At 64.4% G+C, this 15,952-nt stretch carries 15 protein-coding genes; 7 read left to right on the top strand and 8 right to left on the bottom strand.

From position 1 onward, the window contains the following. Window positions 1-68 precede the first annotated feature (68 nt). Window positions 69-1,265: a tyrosine-type recombinase/integrase gene (locus ABIB66_RS38425; RefSeq protein ID WP_354258464.1), complete on the bottom strand. Its 1,197-nt coding sequence runs from the start codon at window positions 1,263-1,265 to the stop codon at window positions 69-71. A 347-nt stretch (window positions 1,266-1,612) separates the two neighbouring features. On the opposite strand from ABIB66_RS38425, the gene ABIB66_RS38420 reads away from it, so the two are divergent. From ABIB66_RS38420 to ABIB66_RS38400, 5 genes are all read left to right on the top strand, one after another. Further along, a complete protein-coding gene (locus ABIB66_RS38420; protein WP_007591158.1) occupies window positions 1,613-1,792 on the top strand; it encodes a hypothetical protein in 180 nt (59 codons plus the stop codon). 138 nt (window positions 1,793-1,930) lie between these two features. Continuing rightward, on the top strand, window positions 1,931-2,593 hold the full coding sequence (locus tag ABIB66_RS38415) for a protein-L-isoaspartate O-methyltransferase family protein (RefSeq protein ID WP_275172594.1): 663 nt from the start codon (window positions 1,931-1,933) through the stop codon (window positions 2,591-2,593). A 213-nt stretch (window positions 2,594-2,806) separates the two neighbouring features. Then, a complete protein-coding gene (locus tag ABIB66_RS38410; protein WP_354210329.1) occupies window positions 2,807-4,213 on the top strand; it encodes a TolC family outer membrane protein in 1,407 nt (468 codons plus the stop codon). Between the two features lie 305 nt (window positions 4,214-4,518). Beyond that, window positions 4,519-5,292 carry a PopZ family protein gene (locus ABIB66_RS38405; RefSeq protein ID WP_354210328.1) on the top strand — a complete coding sequence of 258 codons (774 nt, stop codon included), beginning with the start codon at window positions 4,519-4,521 and terminating at the stop codon, window positions 5,290-5,292. A gap of 145 nt (window positions 5,293-5,437) precedes the next feature. Further along, window positions 5,438-8,314 carry a valine--tRNA ligase gene (locus tag ABIB66_RS38400; RefSeq protein WP_354210327.1) on the top strand — a complete coding sequence of 959 codons (2,877 nt, stop codon included), beginning with the start codon at window positions 5,438-5,440 and terminating at the stop codon, window positions 8,312-8,314. 2 nt (window positions 8,315-8,316) lie between these two features. On the opposite strand, the gene ABIB66_RS38395 is transcribed toward ABIB66_RS38400, so the two are convergent. Continuing rightward, window positions 8,317-8,919, bottom strand: a complete 603-nt coding sequence (locus ABIB66_RS38395; RefSeq protein WP_275172590.1) for a DNA-3-methyladenine glycosylase — start codon at window positions 8,917-8,919, stop codon at window positions 8,317-8,319. Window positions 8,920-9,049: 130 nt separating this feature from the next. Between ABIB66_RS38395 and lipA the strand changes: the two genes are divergently transcribed. Together lipA and ABIB66_RS38385 are read left to right on the top strand one after the other, a co-directional pair. Further along, window positions 9,050-10,006, top strand: a complete 957-nt coding sequence (gene lipA / locus ABIB66_RS38390; protein WP_354258461.1) for a lipoyl synthase — start codon at window positions 9,050-9,052, stop codon at window positions 10,004-10,006. Window positions 10,007-10,012: 6 nt separating this feature from the next. Next, window positions 10,013-10,483: a type II toxin-antitoxin system RatA family toxin gene (locus ABIB66_RS38385; RefSeq protein ID WP_354210325.1), complete on the top strand. Its 471-nt coding sequence runs from the start codon at window positions 10,013-10,015 to the stop codon at window positions 10,481-10,483. Window positions 10,484-10,617: 134 nt separating this feature from the next. On the opposite strand, the gene ABIB66_RS38380 is transcribed toward ABIB66_RS38385, so the two are convergent. From ABIB66_RS38380 to ABIB66_RS38355, 6 genes are read right to left on the bottom strand one after another with little or no spacing between them, the layout of a single operon-like run. Next, window positions 10,618-11,433: a c-type cytochrome gene (locus tag ABIB66_RS38380; protein ID WP_354210323.1), complete on the bottom strand. Its 816-nt coding sequence runs from the start codon at window positions 11,431-11,433 to the stop codon at window positions 10,618-10,620. Then, window positions 11,433-13,055 carry a b(o/a)3-type cytochrome-c oxidase subunit 1 gene (locus tag ABIB66_RS38375; protein WP_354258458.1) on the bottom strand — a complete coding sequence of 541 codons (1,623 nt, stop codon included), beginning with the start codon at window positions 13,053-13,055 and terminating at the stop codon, window positions 11,433-11,435. The genes ABIB66_RS38380 and ABIB66_RS38375 overlap by 1 nt, the downstream gene beginning before the upstream one ends. Further along, the gene (locus tag ABIB66_RS38370; protein ID WP_275172585.1) at window positions 13,042-13,617 is read right to left on the bottom strand and encodes a cupredoxin domain-containing protein; all 576 of its coding nucleotides are present in this window, start codon (window positions 13,615-13,617) and stop codon (window positions 13,042-13,044) included. The genes ABIB66_RS38375 and ABIB66_RS38370 overlap by 14 nt, the downstream gene beginning before the upstream one ends. Beyond that, window positions 13,614-13,790 (bottom strand): hypothetical protein, encoded by a 177-nt coding sequence (locus tag ABIB66_RS38365; protein WP_275172584.1) that lies wholly within the window; start codon window positions 13,788-13,790, stop codon window positions 13,614-13,616. The genes ABIB66_RS38370 and ABIB66_RS38365 overlap by 4 nt, the downstream gene beginning before the upstream one ends. Window positions 13,791-13,797: 7 nt before the next feature. Continuing rightward, the gene (locus tag ABIB66_RS38360) at window positions 13,798-15,057 is read right to left on the bottom strand and encodes a cytochrome c (RefSeq protein ID WP_473322917.1); all 1,260 of its coding nucleotides are present in this window, start codon (window positions 15,055-15,057) and stop codon (window positions 13,798-13,800) included. An 11-nt stretch (window positions 15,058-15,068) separates the two neighbouring features. Further along, a complete protein-coding gene (locus ABIB66_RS38355) occupies window positions 15,069-15,776 on the bottom strand; it encodes a c-type cytochrome (protein WP_354210320.1) in 708 nt (235 codons plus the stop codon). Window positions 15,777-15,952 lie beyond the last annotated feature (176 nt).

Here is a 15,952-nt window from a genome sequence, read left to right as displayed (position 1 = left end):
CAAATTATCGATCCCTAGTAGATCCGTGCTTGAGAGAGCTACTGCTTATTGGGGGGAGGGCGAGCGATTTACTTCCCCACACAATAGCCCCCCCAATCCACCATCAGCCCCCTGCGTTTCTTCAGGGCGTCCCCGCGGCGGTAAGCGCGCTCAACGGTATCACCTGCGGAATGGCCGAGCGCTGCCTCGGAGACGTAGTTCTCGTGTTCTGTCTCTTCGGTGGCCCAATCCTTAAAGGAGGACCGAAATCCGTGCGTGGTCGCGCCACCACCCCCATGGGCGCCGATTACCTTGCCGAAGGTCATATCGGAGATGGGACGGTTGGCGCGCGCGCCCGGGAATACGAAGTGATTGAAGGACTGCGCCTTCATCTGCCTCACGATCTCAACCGCGCGCTCGCACAGCGGGACACGAAGCTCTCTGCGCTCCTTAGTGCGCTCCTGTGGAAGCGTCCACGTCGCTCCCTCAAGGTCGAATTCGAATTCATCCCACACGGCCAGGCGGGTCTCGGCACTTCTGGTGGCCGTCAGGATCAGGAACTCTAATGCTCGGGCCGTGATCGCGTCGGTGCCGCGTAGCCGATTCATAAAGTCTGGCACATCTTTGTAGGGCAGCGCCTCGTGATGGCCGCGCGTGGACTCGTCCGGCTTATGGAGCACATGTTCCAGATTGCCTTTCCACGCGGCCGGGTTGTCGCCGCTGCGCAGGCCCTCGACCTTGGCCGCGTCCAAGACGCGCTCAATCCGCCACCGGAGCTTTTCCGCGGTCTCCTGCTTGGTGCCCCAGAGCGGACGCACAGCCGCCAGCACGTCCTGGATGTCGATGTCGGCTAAGGCTTTGTCCCGCATTGCCTTGACGTGGTTGGTGAGGGTGTTCCGCCAGCCCGCCTCGGTCTTGGCGCCGCGCCACCGGCCAGCCTTCACGGCTTCGTCTATATAAGAGTCCGCATATTGGCCGAAAGTATTCACGCCGGCCGCGGCCTTGGCTGCCTCGATCGCCTCAACAGCGCGGTGGTCGATTGGATCGATACCGCGTCGGAGTAGGGCGCGGGCTGCCTCAGCCTTCTGGCGCGCATCGGCCAGTCCGACTGTGTGGAGCGGGCCAATGCCCATTTCGCGGCGCTTGCCGCCGAACCTGTAGTCGAGGGTCCAGTACCGGCCGCTGCCCTTGGTCACCAGCCAGAGGCCGCCGCCGTCGCGGAGCTTCGCGGACTTGCGGGCCTCGATCGCCTTAACCGTGAGGATGTTTCTAGTATGGGTCCCCATTCGGATTCCTACTATCTTCCCCGCTTTTTCCCCGCTATTGGGGTGTGCGCTAGCAGTAACCGCTATGGTCAACATGGGCGAACTAGCCGTTGAAATCAAAGCGGTTATCGGCTTGTAGGTTGCCATTATGGGACGGCTTGGACAAGAACAAATATCCAGCCCGGGGAGCCAAATTCCGCTTCATCTTCAGTGACTTGCGCCGAGACTCTGATCTGGCGTGCGATCTCGTTGCGGCAAATTCTCAATTAGATGTGTACCGGGGCGAGCCGGCATCCTCCGCGGTGACGCCAAAACGACTCAATTGAAATCGAGCTTCCAAAGACCGGTCCTTTACGGAGCTGATTCCCATGCGAGACATCCAGGTCGACCGTTCCCCGCTGGCTCCCTCCATTCTGCCGGCGGACATCCCCGAACTCAGCGACGACGAATGCCTCGCCTGTCTGGCGCGCGCGGTCGAGACCCACGATTCGGCACGGCTGGATGAAGTCGCCGCATTGATCGGCCGTCTCGCGGTCACGATCGAATAGGCCTCGCCCTCTCGACGTTGCGAGTTGCGGTTGGGCCCGGTTCGCGGGGGCCAAAGCCATGTTGCGTTTTCGCAGGGCCTGTTCCAAAGATGCCGCCAACTTTCGTCCGCGGCATCGTCCGCCTTGCAGGGTCCGCAAATGTCCGTTTTCTCGACGGCGCGCCTAAAAATGGTCGATGGCCAGGTGCGCACCAGTGACGTCACCGACCGTCGTGTTCTCGACGCCATGCTCACGGTTCCGCGCGAGGCCTTCGTGCCGGCCAGCCGGCAGGCATTGGCGTATCTCGACCTCGATCTCGACGTCAGCGAGGGGGGCGGCAAGCGGTTCCTGATGAAGCCGCAGCTGACCGGCAAGCTGCTCCAGGCCGCCGAGATCGGCGAGGGTGACAACGTGCTGGTCGTCGGCTGCGCCACGGGCTATCTCGCTGCGCTGACCGCCAAGCTCGCCCGCCAGGTCACCGCGACGGAATGCGATTCGGCCCTGGCCAAGAAGGCCAATGACGTCTTCGCCGCCCTCGGGCTCGCCAACGTGGCCTGCAAGGCCGCGGCCTGTACCGAGGGTGATCCCGCTGCTGGCCCCTATGATGTGATCGTCCTCAACGGCGCCACCGAGGTGACGCCGGCAGGGCTGCTCGGGCAGCTCAAGGAGGGTGGGCGCCTGTTGGGGGTTTCGGCCGAATCCAGGCCGCCGCGAGCCATGATCGTGACCCATACCCACGGCGAATTCGGCCATCGGGCGCTGTTCGATGCCGCGGCCCCGGTCCTTCCCGGGCTGGAACGGGCCGCCGCCTTCGTGTTCTGACGGCCGATAGCGGCTTTAGCCCGTTAAAATCCCGTTCTGAATCAGAAGTGTGGCCGGGATGCTGCACGTGAAGAGTTTCCACTGCGGACACCTTTCAGGTAGTTCCGTCGCGCTTGACCGCGTCCTATGTTGCGACGGGGCAACGACTCCACTCGTAGACGGTAACCCAGCTCGCGGGCACGAGCCGGGCGTTAGAATGAACGGAATTTTTGGATGCATGGGGTGAAGCTCTTCACCGGAGCAGCGGTTTCGGTCCTGCTGCTGGCGCTTACCGCGCCTACGCCTGCCTTGGCGGATACGATCGAGGCTGCGCTGGTGCGCGCCTATCAGAACAATCCGCAGCTCAACGCGCAGCGCGCCCAGGCGCGCTCGACCGACGAGAACGTGCCGCAGGCGCTGTCGGGCTACCGCCCCAAGGTCAACGTGACCCTCGGCACCGGCTATCAATATCAGGATATCCAACAGACGCAGAAGGGCCCAACGATCCATAGCAACAACCCCCTTTCCACGCAGCCGCTTCAGCCCAACAGCGCCAGCTTGACGGTCAACCAGACGCTCTACAACGGCAATCAGACCGCCAACAGGACGCGTGCGGCGGAGAGTCAGGTCTCGGGGTCCCGCGAGGCGTTGCGTGTGCTTGAGCAGACGGTCCTGCTGCAGGCTGCCACGACCTACATGGACTTCCTGCGTGATTCGGCGACTCTCGAAGTTCAGCGCAGCAACGTGCGCGTGCTCGAACAGACGCTCAAGCAAACCCGCGATCGCTTCAATGTCGGCGAAGTGACGCGCACGGACGTGGCGCAATCCGAAGCGCAGCTCGCGGCCGGCAGGACCCAGGCCCTGACTGCCGAATCGAATCTCACGACGACGCGCGCGAATTTTCGCCGGATCATCGGCAACGAGCCGACGAACCTGGCACCGGGCTCGCCGGTCGATCGATTTCTGCCCGCGACGCTCGCCTCCGCCGTCGGTCTCAGCCTGGTGGAGAACCCCAACGTCACGGCTTCGATGTTCGGGATCGACGTCAACTATCTCCAGGTCAAGATCAACGAGGGCGCGCTGCTGCCGACGGTCACCGTCCAGGCTGCTGTCAGCACGTCGTACCAGCAGACTCTGAATGTCTTCCGAACGAATACCGCGTCCGCCATCGCGACAGCTTCCATACCGATCTATCAGGGCGGCGCAGAATATTCGCTGATCCGGCAGTCCAAAGAGAACCTGGCGCAGCAGCGCCTGAATCTCGAAACCACCCGCGATCAGACCCGCGCCAACGTCGTGCAGGCCTGGGGGCAGTTGGAAGCCGGCAAGGCGCAGGTACAATCTGCGCAGGCGCAGGTCACGGCCTCCGAGATCGCGCTGAACGGCGTGCGCGAAGAAGCCAAGGCCGGCCAGCGTACCACGCTGGACGTGCTCAACGCGCAGCAGGCGCTGGTGAACGCACGCGTTGCGCTCGTCACTGCCCAGCATGACCGCGTGGTGGCGTCCTATTCGGTGCTCAATGCGGTCGGTCGTCTCGCGCCGCAGGTCCTCGGCCTCAACACCACGGTCTACGATCCCAGCGTTCACTACCAACAGGTTCGCGACAGCTGGGCCGGCGTACGCACGCCAGACGGACGCTAGAGTCCCGTAATCATCCGGTCGGCCTCGCGAATAGCCGAAGCCGACCGGTGCTTTGCTTGCAATCATCAAAATCCCTGACATAGCCTTGCCAAGAAGATGCGGGCCGATTCGCTCTGCATCCGATGCCGTGTGCGTAAAGCATGAGTGCCGAGGGCAGGGGCGCACCGCTGCACGTTGAGCCGTCATCTGGGGACAAGTCGGGCTGCCGCGACGAAAATGTCGGGCCACCCATCCGGAACCGGCCAATCCTGTCGTGCTTGGTGTAAAACAACGCATGCGAGGGCGTTGATGATGTGGAGTCGGAGATGACGCAGCCTGCAAAGGTCACAGAACCCTCGATGGAGGAGATTCTGGCCTCGATCCGGCGCATCATTGCCGACGATGAGGCCAAGCCGCCGCCGGCGGATGCAGCCAAGCCCGAGAAAGCTGCCGCCCCCGCCGCGCCAGCGAAGCCGCAGGCGATCAGCGATATTCCGCCGTCCAAGGTCGCGCCGCCCAAACCGGCCGCCGAGAAGCCCGCACCGACTCCGGCCGCAAAGCCGGCGCCGCCGCCGGCCCCCGCACCCGAGGCGGATGCATCCAACAATCAGGACGATATCGACGCGCTGCTGGCGGGCCTCGACACGGCCACGGCTGCGCCGGAAATCCGCGTTCCCGAGCCAGAGCCCGAACCTGAGCCGGACGTGCTGGAATTGACCGACGATATGGCGCTGGCGATGGAGCCGACGCCACCTCCGCCGCCGCCGAGCTTCCGCAAGGTCGAGCCCCGCGACGATCTCGAATTCGCCGAATCGCCGCCGCCGCGTCCGACGCCGGCATCCTATGCGCCGGTGGATTTCGATGCGCCCCCACTGCCGCCCCAACAGCCGATGCTGGCGCAATCGACGGTCTCCGCGGTCGAATCCGCCTTCAATTCCCTGGCCCACACAGTGCTCAGCAGCAATGCGCGTACGCTGGAGGATCTGGTCAAGGAGATGCTGCGTCCGATGCTGAAATCCTGGCTGGACGACAATTTGCCGGGCCTCGTTGAACGCATCGTGAAGGCCGAAATCGAGCGGGTATCGCGCGGCGGCAGGTAGATCGGGCCGCAGAGCCCTCATAAAGCCCTGCTTGTGCGTCATATTCCGACCGGACCGGAAAGCCCTGTTGCCGCCTGGCTGTCCCTGACCTTTCCGTTGACTTGTCCGTTGACTTGGACCCCGTGCGCGGCTTTCTAACAGCGCCATGATCGAGAAAAATTACCAACCCGCCGATATCGAAGCCCGCATGTCCGTCGTGTGGGAGGACAGCCTTGCCTTCAAGGCCGGCCGCCCCGACCGCCGCGACGCAGTGCCCTTTACCATCGTGATCCCGCCGCCGAATGTGACGGGCTCGCTGCACATGGGCCACGCCCTCAACAACACGCTTCAGGACATCCTGTGCCGCTTCGAGCGCATGCGCGGCCGCGACGTGCTGTGGCAGCCCGGCACCGACCATGCCGGCATCGCCACCCAGATGGTGGTGGAGCGGCAGCTGATGGAGCGCCAGCAGCCCGGACGCCGCGAGATGGGCCGCGAGAAGTTTCTGGAGCGGGTCTGGCAGTGGAAGGCCGAGAGCGGCGACACCATCATCAACCAGCTCAAGCGGCTCGGCGCCTCCTGCGACTGGTCGCGCGAACGCTTCACCATGGACGAGGGCCTGTCCAAGGCCGTGGTCAAGGTGTTCGTCGAGCTGCACCGCGACGGCCTGATCTATAAGGACAAGCGGCTGGTGAACTGGGACACCAAGCTGCTCACCGCGATCTCCGATCTCGAAGTGCAACAGACCGAGGTCAAGGGTAGCCTCTGGTACTTGCGCTATCCGATCGAGGGCACGACGTTCAGCCCCGAGGATCCCTCGAGCTTCATCGTCGTTGCCACCACGCGCCCGGAGACCATGCTCGGCGATACCGGCGTCGCCGTGCATCCCGAAGACGAGCGCTATCAGAAGGTGGTCGGCAAGAACGTGATCCTGCCGCTGGTCGGCCGCAAGATCCAGATCGTCGCCGACGACTATTCCGATCCGGAGAAGGGCTCGGGCGCGGTGAAGGTGACACCGGCGCACGACTTCAACGACTTCGAGGTCGGCAATCGCCACGGCCTCGCCCGGATCAGCGTCATCGACAAGGAAGGTTGCCTCGATCTCCTCGACAACGAGGATTATCTGCGCGACCTGCCGGAAGGTGCCGCGCAGTTCGCCGAGGAGTTCAACAAGCTCGATCGCTTTGCAGCGCGCAAGCGCATCGTCGAGCGGCTGGAATCGTTCGGCTTCGTCGAGCGAATCGAACCGCACACCCACATGGTGCCGCATGGCGACCGCTCCGGCACGGTGATCGAGCCCTATCTGACCGACCAATGGTATGTCGACGCCAAGACGCTGGCGAAGCCCGCGATGGCCGCCGTGCGTTCGGGCGAAACCACCTTCGTGCCGAAGAACTGGGAAAAGACCTATTTCGAGTGGATGGAGAACATCCAGCCCTGGTGCATCTCGCGCCAGCTGTGGTGGGGCCACCAGATCCCGGCCTGGTACGGTCCCGACGGCAAGGTGTTCGTCGCCGAGACCGAGGAGGAGGCCGTCAGCCACGCCCTCGGCTATTACGTCGAGCAGGAAGTCATCACGGTCGAGCAGGGCCGCGAGATGGCGCTCGACCGCAACAAGCGTGATGGCTTCATCACGCGCGACGAAGACGTGCTCGACACCTGGTTCTCCTCGGCGCTGTGGCCGTTCTCGACCCTCGGCTGGCCCGCAGACGCGCCGGAAGTGCAGCGTTACTACCCGACCAACGCGCTGGTGACCGGCTTCGACATCATCTTCTTCTGGGTCGCCCGCATGATGATGATGGGCCTCCACTTCATGAAGGAGGTGCCGTTCTCCACGATCTACATCCACGCCCTCGTCCGCGACGAGAAGGGCGCCAAGATGTCGAAGTCGAAGGGCAACGTCATCGATCCGCTCAGCCTGATCGACCAATATGGTGCCGACGCGCTGCGCTTCACGTTGGCCGCGATGGCCGCACAGGGACGCGACATCAAGCTCGCCACCAGCCGTGTCGAGGGCTATCGCAATTTCGCGACCAAGCTCTGGAATGCGTCGCGCTTCGCGGAGATGAACCACTGCGCCGTGCCCGAGGGTTTCGAGCCGGCCAAGGTCAAGGAGACGCTGAACCGCTGGATCGCGCATGAGAGCGCGCACACCACGCGGGAGGTGACCGAGGCGATCGAGGCCTATCGCTTCAACGACGCCGCCGGCAGCATCTACCGCTTCGTCTGGAACGTCTATTGCGACTGGTATCTCGAGCTCGCAAAACCCGTGCTGCTCGGTCCCGACAGCCCTGCCAAGGCCGAGACCCGCGCCATGGTGGCATGGGCGCGCGACGAGATCCTGAAACTGCTGCACCCCTTCATGCCCTTCATCACCGAGGAGCTGTGGGAGGTGACGGCCAAGCGCGACGGTCTGCTCGCGCTGGCACCGTGGCCGCTGAAGCCGGCCGCACCGACGCCGGAGCAGCTTGCGATGCTCGCGGCGACGACGGGGCCGACAGATGCGCTCGTCTCGCCGGTTTGGGTCCTGCCGATCTTCGACCATGCCGATTTCACCGATCCCGCGGCCGAGGCCGAGATCGGCTGGGTCATCGACCTCGTCACGCAGATCCGTTCGGTGCGCGCCGAGATGAACATCCCGCCGGCAACCCTGACGGCGCTTGTGCTCGCCGGCGCCTCGGCCGAGACGAAGGAGCGCGCGCCGCGCTGGAGCGACGTCATCAAGCGCATGGCGCGGTTGTCGGACATCTCCTTCGCCGACCGTGCGCCCGACGGCGCGGTTCAGCTCCTGGTGCGCGGCGAGGTGGCTGCGCTGCCGCTGAAGGGCGTGATCGACGTCGCCGCCGAGCGCACGCGTCTCGACAAGGAGATCGGCAAAGCCGACGCCGACATCAAGCGCGCCGAGTCCAAGCTGGCGAACGCGAAATTCGTCGCCAACGCGGCCGAGGAGGTGGTCGAGGAGGAGCGCGAGAAGCGCGAGGCTGCGCTCGCCCGCAAGGCCAAGCTGCTCGAGGCGCTGGAGCGGCTCAAGCAGGCGTCCTAAGCTTATTTCGGGAACGGCTTGCTCAAAAACTTCGAGCCCCTGACGCCATAGCGCCAGGGCAGCTCGACGGCTTTGGTGATGCCGATCCGGATTCCGGCCACGACCTCCAAATCCTCCGTCCGCGCATGCAGCGCGATCGGCGGACGGTCCAGCGGCAAGGCATTGTGCACGATGGTGATGCCGAGCGCTTCGGTCAGCTTGCCCGGGCCCGAGCACAACGCGTGCAAATCCTGGAGATGGCGCCGCCGACGCATCGCGGCGATGCCGTGGGTCGGCTCCAGCGCGCGGATCAGCACGGCGCTGGCCGAGCCTTCCTCCTCGCAGACGAAGTTCACGCACCAGTGGATGCCGTAGGAGCGGTAGACATAGGCAAAGCCGGGCGGGCCGAACATCACCTGGTTCCGCGGCGTCGGGCCTCGATAGGAGTGCGCCGCCGGCTCGGTATGATGATAGGCCTCGACTTCGACAATGAGGCCGCCGACGCCATCGACCAGCATGGTCGCACCGATCAGGTCGGGCGCGACCTCGTGGACGCTGCGTGCGAAAAAGGCACGCTTCAGCGCTTTGCCGAGCCGGGGAGTAGAGGTCTTCGAGACTGGAGCCATTCGAGGTGAGAATCGCCAGAGAACAGAGCAGGATATTGCCCATATCTGCCATGTTCCCTGAAGCGGGGCGAGCCGGGTTGCGATGCCCGGCCAGACCGACTAGGTAGGACTTGGTCAGACCGGACACCCCATGGTCGTTATTGTCGATACCATCTCGAACCCGCTGCGCCCACGTCACCCCGAAAAGGTGAATCGGCCCGATTCCGCTTCGCCGCCGAAGCCGGACTGGATCCGCGTACGCGCGCCCAACACCCGCGGCTATGCCGACACCCGCAACATCGTGCGCGCCAACGGCCTGCACACGGTGTGCGAGGAGGCGGGCTGCCCGAATATCGGCGAGTGCTGGGACAAGAAGCACGCGACCTTCATGATCATGGGCGACACCTGCACCCGCGCCTGTGCGTTCTGCAACGTCAAGACCGGCATGCCGAACGCGCTCGACGCGGCCGAGCCGCAGAACGTTGGCGAGGCCGTGGCCAAGCTGGGCCTTGCCCATGTCGTCATCACCTCCGTCGACCGCGACGATCTCGCCGACGGCGGCGCCGCGCATTTCGCCCAGACCATCCGCGCGATCCGCGCCGCGTGCCCCTCGACCACGATCGAGATCCTGACACCGGATTTCTTGCGCAAGGAGGGGGCGCTGGAAATCGTCGTCGCGGCGAAGCCCGACGTGTTCAACCACAATCTCGAGACCGTGCCGTCGTGCTATCTCACGGTGCGGCCGGGCGCGCGCTATTTCCATTCGATCCGGCTGCTGCAGCGGGTCAAGGAGCTCGATCCCACCATCTTCACCAAGTCCGGCATCATGGTCGGCTTGGGGGAAGAGCGCCACGAGGTGCAGCAGGTGATGGACGATCTGCGTTCGGCCGACGTCGATTTCCTGACCATCGGGCAATATCTCCAGCCGACCCGCAAGCATCACGCCGTGATGCGTTACGTGCCGCCGGACGAGTTTTCGTCCTACGAGAAGGTTGCCTACACGAAGGGCTTCCTGATGGTGTCGGCGAGCCCGCTCAGCCGTTCGTCGCATCATGCCGGCGAGGATTTTGCGAAACTGAAGGCCGCGCGGGCAGCAAGCGCCCGCTGAATCGCCATGCCCAATTTTTCGAGCAAGCGCCGTGTCGATCACAGCGCGTCCGAGATGTTTGATCTGGTCGCCGACGTCGAGCGCTACCCGGAATTCGTGCCGCTGTGCAGCGCGCTGAAGGTCCGTCAGCGCATGGCGAAACCCGACGGCACCGAGGTGCTGGTCGCGGACATGACGGTGTCGTTCAAGCTGGTCAGGGAATCCTTCACCAGCCGCGTGACGCTCGACCGCGCCAATTTGAAGATCCTGGTCGAATATCTGCAAGGTCCCTTCAGCAATCTGGAAAACCGTTGGACGTTCGAGTCCAAAGGCGAGAGCGTTTGCGACGTCGGCTTCTTCCTTGCCTACGAGTTCAAGAGCCGCATGCTGGCGCTCCTGATGGGCTCGATGTTCGACGCCGCGTTCGCGCGATTTTCCATCGCGTTCGAGAAGCGGGCGGATGCGATCTACGGACGGCGGAAGCTGGCGTCGTCGTAGTGGACGGGCACGCTCTCTCCACCGTCGTTGCGAGGAGCCCTTGCGACGAAGCAATCCAGAATCCCTCCGCGGAGAGACTCTGGATTGCTTCGCTGCGCTCGCAATGACGATGGGGAGGCAGGCGTGCCAAAATTTCAATCCACCGCCTTCACGACATCCGGTGGCTGCGAGGCATAGTACGCTGCGGCCTGCTCGATCTCCTGCGGCGTCATCGCACGCGCGATGTTGCGCATCTGCTGGCTGATGTCGTTACGGCGCTCACCGGTGGCGAAGGCCTGCAGTTGTGCCTTCATGTAGGCCTCGGACTGGCCTTCGAGCCACGGGCTGCCGGTTTTGTTGTCGAGGCTGCCATGGCAGGCGCCGCAGGGCGCGATGCCGCGCATCGGCGCGCCGTAGATCACGATGTTTGGCTTGGGCAATTGCGGCGTCGGATGATAGGCCGGCAGCCGCGGCAGGTAAGCGTAATAGTTCGAGAGATCTGCGATCTCCTGGTCCGTCAAATTGACGGCGAACGGCGACATTACGGCATTGGTGCGCGCGCCCGTGCGGAAATCGTGCAGCTCCTTGTAGATCACGGCAGCATATTGACCCGCAAGATTGGGCGAGTCCGCGCGGCTGACACCCGTCGGGCCATGACAGATCGCGCAGCGCTGCGCCAACGTGGCACCGCGGCCGATCGCCTCCTGGCTCGGGCGCGACAGCGTGTTCGACGTCAGCACGACTCCCGACAGGCGCTTGATCTGCTCCGGCGCAGTCACGCTTGCCGCGCGTTGCGGCACACCGGCCGCGCTGCAGATCGCGTCCCAGACATTGGCGAACTGAACCCAGGGCTGTGCGAAAGGCAGCACGATAAAGCCCGCCATCGCCGTCACGACGAAGAACGCGGCCGTGATGCCGACACTCGTCTTGAAATAACGATTGGTGAGGGTGAAGAGCTCGCGCGCACTCATCACTGCGCTCCCACATAGACGGCGGGCACCGACGTGCCCTCGCTCAGCGCCAGATTCAGGATCGGATAGCCGTAATTGGTGAGGGTCAGCGCGATCATCAGCGCCACCCACAGCGCGTGGGTGTTGAGCGCGACCGGGACCGTTGTGGGCTGGTGCACGGCCAGCGCAAAGCGATAGGGGCCGGCGTCGACCAGCGGCGCACGCATGCCGCGGGCCAGGATAACGATGAACATGATGCCCGACGCCAGCAGGATGAAGCCGCCGATTGCCGAGAGGGTGACCGAGAGGGCCTGCGGCGCGATCGCGGGATCGCCGAAGTCGAAATAGGCCATGCGGCGCGGCATGCCGAGAATGCCGACCCAGTGCCAGGGAAAGGTCGTGACGATCATGCCGATGAACCACAGCCAGAGCTGGGTGCGGATCAGGCGGAGATCGATCAGCTCGCGCCCGGTCAGATGCGGCCACAGATCATAGGCGATCGCAAAATACATGATCACGATGGCGCCGCCGAAGATCAGGTGGAAGTGGCCGGTGATCCACTGCGTGTTGTGGATCGACGCATCGAGCTGATAGCTCATGTTGATGAGGCCGCCGGCGCCGCCGAAGCCGAGCATGACGAAGGAAAAGGCGAGGGCCAGCATCATCGGATTGTCCCAGGGCAGGGCCCTGATCCAGCCGAACATGCCGCGGCCGCCGCGCAGGCGCGCCGCGATCTCGACGGAGGCGCAGATCGTGAACACGGTCAGCAGCGTGGGCAGCGCGACCAGCGCGGTGAAGGCCGAATGAATGAACTTGAAGCCGGCGCCGACCTGCGGATCCGCGAAGGTGTGGTGCATGCCGATCGGCATCGCGACCACCAGGAACAGGATGAAGGAAATCCGCGCCATGCTGTCGGAATAGATGCGGCCGCCGATCGCGCGCGGCACGATTGTGTAATAGGCGATGTAGGTCGGCATCAGCCAGAAATAGACGATGGCGTGCAGCGTCCAGGAGAAGAACACGCGGGCAAGGCCGGCGTCGATGGTGGCCTTCAGCCCGGCCGCGACCGGAATGATCTGCAGCAGCAGCTCGAGCGCGGCGCCGACCGCGGTCCAGGCCCACAGATACGAGCCCGCGACGTTGGCGAACATCGCCAGCGGCACCGGCGCGCCGGGATGGGCCTTGCGCCAGACGCGCAGATTGACTGACATCAGCGCGACCCAGATCCAGGAGCCGACCACGACCAGCACGACGCCGAGATAGTAGAAGACGTTGCCGATCAGCGGCGGATAGAAGGTGTAGAGCACCGAGGCGCGGCCGAGCCCGACCGGGACCATCGCCATGATCGCGCCGACCACAATCAGCCAGAATCCCGCCCAGGCCCAGCGGACGCCGACAAGACGCTGCTCCAGCGCAGACTCGCTGATGGCGTAGCCGAAGCCCATCGCGACCAGGGTCGGGAAGACGTAGCCCATCACCGTGCCGTGCGCGGTCAGCGAGCGGTAATAGAGCTCGGGATTGGACAGCCAGGTGCCGATCGGGCTGCGGATGAACATTTGCCAGGCGCCGAGCGTGAGCGCGATGCCGAACACGGCGAAAGCCAGCCAGAAATGGGCGAGGATGAGCTTTCTATTGACCAACACAGCTCAGCCTCCCGCCACCCTTCGCGCGGTTCGCGAAGTCCGCCTTGTCGATCACCTTGACCTTGCCCCACATGCCCTCGTGGCCGAAGGAGCAAAACTCCTGGCAGGGCATCAGATAGTCGCCGCTCTTGGTAAAGCGCATGAGCTGCTCGGAGATGTAGCCCGGCACCAGCATGGTGTTGACGTTGGTGCCCTGGATCAGGATGCCGTGGACGACGTCGGCGCTGGTGGCGCGCAGGGTGATCGGCGTGTCGACGGGCACCACGATGCAGGCCGGCGTGAAGGAATATTGCTGGCCGATCGCGCGCACGGTCACATTGCCATTGGTTTCCAGCACGCTGCCGAGATTGCTTTCAACGAACTCGCCCGAGAGATGCAGGCGCGAGGGATCGGTGGTCTCGACGCGCGGTTGCGGCATGGTCGCGCGATGGATGCCGGCGAATGCCGCCAGCAACGCCATCATCACGACGATGATCACGGCGATGGTGGCCCAGCGCCGCTCGACGCGGGCTGCGACCTCGGCGCTGGCGCTACCGTTGCTGTGGGCTCCCTCGACGCTCATTGCAGCGAGCCGCGCGGCAGGAACACGAACAGATAGAAGGCGAACCACATCGCGACAACGCAGGCCGTGGCGATGCCCGCGACCACGATCGCACCGGAGGGGCCCTGCGCCACGACCTCTTCGATCGCCTGGTCGGCGGCGGCTGGGCTGGTCGGCGGATCGGAGTTGAACATGGGGCCCTCAGTTCAGCGGTGCCGAGCGCAGCTCGTTGGCCTCGCGCGCCGAGACCGGCGTGCCGCGATTGCCCCAGGCGGTGCGGATGTAGGAGACGACGGCGGCGACCTCGTTGTCGGAGAGGAGGCCGGCGAAGGGCGGCATGCCGTAGGGCATCGGGTTGCCCTTGGTGCCAGGCGGATAGCCGCCATTGAGCACCATGCGGATCGGGTTGACCGCTGACTGCATCTCGATCGATTGGTTGTTCGCAAGTGGCGGCCAGTGCGGCGGCTTGCCCTCGCCCTGGGTGCCATGACAGCTCGCGCAATTCTTGTCGTAGACGGTCTTGCCGAGGCTGATCAGAAGGCTGCTCTCGCTGGTCGGCAGCGCCGAACTCGCGGCCGGCGGAGGCGAGGGCTCCGCGATACCCTTGAGGTAGACCGCCATCGCCCTGGTGTCTTCGTCGTTGAGATATTGCAGGCTGTTGTGCACGACCTCGGCCATCGGGCCGTAGACCACGCCGCGCATGGAGACGCCGGTCTGGAGCAGATCCGTGATGTCCTTGATGCTCCAATCGCCGAGCCCGGCCTCACGGTTTGACGTCAGCGAGGGCGCGTACCAGTTCTGCATCGGGATCAGGCCGCCTTTGAAGGCGTCCGATTGCGAGGTGCCGCCGAGCGCGTTGATCGGCGAATGGCACATGCCGCAATGGCCGAGGCCCTCGACCAGATAGGCGCCGCGATTCCATTCCGCCGATTTTTTCGGATCGGGCTTGAACTCGCCCTCGCTGAAGAACAGCGTGCGCCAGCCGAGGATGAGCTGGCGGTTGTCGTAAGGGAAACGCAATTCGTGCGGCTTGTTCTTCTGGTTCACCGGCGCAACCGAGCGCAGATAGGCGAAGATCGCATTGCTGTCGGCGCGCGTGACCTTGGTGTAGGACGCAAACGGCATCGCCGGGTAGATCAGCCCGCCATCGGGAAAGCGGCCGCTGTGCATGGTCTTGTAGAAGTCGTCGGCACTCCACTTGCCGATGCCAGTCTCCGGATCGGGCGTGATGTTGGAGGTGTACAGCGTGCCGAACGGGGTCGGCATGGCACGGCCGCCGGCAAACAGACGTCCTTCCGGTGCGGTGTGGCAGGCGGTGCAGTCGCCGGCCCGGGCCAGATATTCGCCGCGTGCGATGATGTCGCTTGTCTTGTCCTTGTCCTGCGCTGCTGCTGCCGTGGTGAACGCGGCGAGGGCGAGCAACTCGATGGACAGGAGCTTGATCGAAAATCTGAAGCCCATCATCCGCCTCGTCAGTTGGGCTGGCTACCGCAGCCGAATGGCAGCGCGTAGGTGCCTTTCGGCACGGGGGCTGGGTTCGCGGGGGCAGGCCGCGTCGCAAGCCAGGCTGCGACGGCGGTGACGTCAGCCTCGGTCAGGTGCCCGGCCACGAGCTGCATGCAATCAGGCGATTTCGCGGTGCGGGTGCCATAACGCCAGCCGCCGAGCTGGGCGCTGATGTAGTTGGCGCGCAAGCCCAGCAGGCCGGGGATGCCCGGCTGCATGCCCGTCAGTCCCGGGCCATGACAGCTCACGCAAGCCGGAATGTTGCGGCCGGCATCGCCGCTGGTGGCGAGCAGCTCACCGTGCGCCAGGACGTCCTTGCTCACTTCGCTGGGCGCGGGCTGTGGCAGGGGCGGGTGCTCGCTGGCAAAATATTCCGCCATCGCCTCCAGATAGGGATCGGGCAGGAATTCCAACAAATAATTCATCGGCGGGTATTTGCGCCGGCCGCTGCGGAAGGCGAGGAGCTGGTTGTAGAGATAGCCAGCCGGCTTGCCAGCAAGACGCGGAAAATAGACGTCGCTGGTGCCTTCGCCCTTGTTGCCGTGACAGGGCGTGCAGGCCTCCACCCGCGCCGCCATCGTATCCGGGGGCTGGTTGGCGGGTTGCGCGGCCGCACCATCAAAGGCGCTCAGGATAGCAATGGCGATTGCCGGAGCAGTGAAGCGAGCGAACACGCCGTCGCCCTCCAGAAAACAGGACCGGGTTGATTCCCGGCCGCAACGTAGAGCATCATTATTGCGCCAATAATTTTCCCACGCCAAGTTCAGACAGAAGCCACGACGTTTGGCCGCGGCTGATATCTGCGATCCCGATCGGTTTCGACAAAGTTTGCGTGCTTTTTGAAAACTGG

The organism is Bradyrhizobium sp. F1.13.3 (assembly GCF_040548265.1).
GTDB lineage: Bacteria > Pseudomonadota > Alphaproteobacteria > Rhizobiales > Xanthobacteraceae > Bradyrhizobium.
Note: the sequence above shows the minus strand (reverse complement) of the source record. Positions and strands in the feature narration are given on the sequence as shown.